Raw genomic sequence first — 1,396 nt, 5'->3', positions numbered from 1 at the left:
TAGCGCACCTCCATGGCATGGAGGGGGTCAGGGGTTCGAATCCCCTCAGCTCCACAGCAAGACTGAAGGCCCGGCACGCTTTTCGCCGGGCCTTCAGTCTTTGCTGTCGAAGGGAACAGTGGGGAGCCGTCACCCTGAGCCTTGAAGCGCCCCCGCGTGACGGCTCCCCTCAGCTCCGGTGAGGAGAGAGCGCAGGGCGCGAACGGCATCCGCCCAGCTCCGGTGAGAAAGCAGCGCAACCAGCGCGACGGCATCCGACCACTTGAGGCCGGAAGGCGCGCCGAAGCACCCTCGGCTCCATGTGAGGATGAAGCGCCAACCAGCACGAAAGGGAGAGCACCACCATGGGCGGCGTCCACGCCAAGCACGGATCCAGCGACACCCGGCAGATGCGCCGGGTCGCACGCGCCGTCGTGCTCGTCCTGGCGCTGCTGACCCTGGGGGCGGTGCTCTGGCTGTGGCCTGACGCAGCGCCTGCTGAGTCGGGTGACCGGGCGGCACCCGAGCTCAAGGCGACGGTGGTGGCTCTGCACCCCGAGCCGTGCCCGCCGGACGTCACGGAGGAGACGGCCAACGGCTGCGGGACGGCAACCGTGAAGTTGTCGGAGGGTTCGGATGCCGGCCGGACGGTGGTCGTGGACCTCCCCAACGGTCCCGGCGCCCCCGTGATCGTCGAGGGCGACGACATCCTCGTCATCTCGGTGCCAGGTGTGGAGGAGGAGCAGTTCGGGGTCGTGGACCACCAGCGCGGCAGCGGGCTGCTCGTGGTGTCCCTGGCCTTCGTACTGGCGCTGCTCGCGTTCGGGCGGTGGCGCGGGCTGTCCGCGTTGGCGGGTCTCGGCGTGACGTTCCTCGTCCTGGTGTTCTTCGTCGTGCCGGCGATCCTCGGTGGGGAGTCGCCCATGCTCGTGGCGCTCGTCGGGTCGGCCGCGATCACGCTCACGGTGCTCTACCTGACCCACGGCATCACGATGACGTCGACGGTGGCCGTCCTCGGCACGCTGGCCAGCCTGGTGCTCACGGGGGTGCTCGCGGCTGTCTCGGTCAGTGCCCTCAGGCTGAGCGGCATCACGGACGACGTCTCGTCGTCGGTGAGCGACCGCTACGGCATCACCATGTCCGGTCTGCTCGTGGCGAGCATCATCATCGGCTCCGTCGGCGTGCTCGACGACGTGACCGTGACCCAGGCGAGCATCGTGGCCGAGCTGGCCGAGGCCAACCCGACGTACGGGGTCGGTCAGCTGTACCGCTCGGCGAGCCGTGTCGGCCGGTCGCACATCGCCTCGGTCGTCAACACGATCGTGCTGGCCTACGCGGGTGCGTCGCTGCCGTTGCTCATCCTCGTGGCCGCCGACAACCCCTCGTTCGCCGACGTGGTGACCACGCAGTTCATCTC

1 protein-coding gene is annotated in these 1,396 nt (G+C 69.2%); it reads left to right on the top strand.

The annotated features are described in order from the left end of the window. Positions 1–344: 344 nt before the first annotated feature. Positions 345–1,396 (top strand): YibE/F family protein (locus PLL68_RS13425; protein ID WP_324534903.1); only part of this gene is annotated, 1,052 nt, incomplete at its 3' end.

Source organism: Ornithinibacter sp. (genome assembly GCF_035443565.1).
Classification (GTDB): Bacteria; Actinomycetota; Actinomycetes; order Actinomycetales; family Dermatophilaceae; genus Fodinibacter.
Note: the sequence above shows the minus strand (reverse complement) of the source record. Positions and strands in the feature narration are given on the sequence as shown.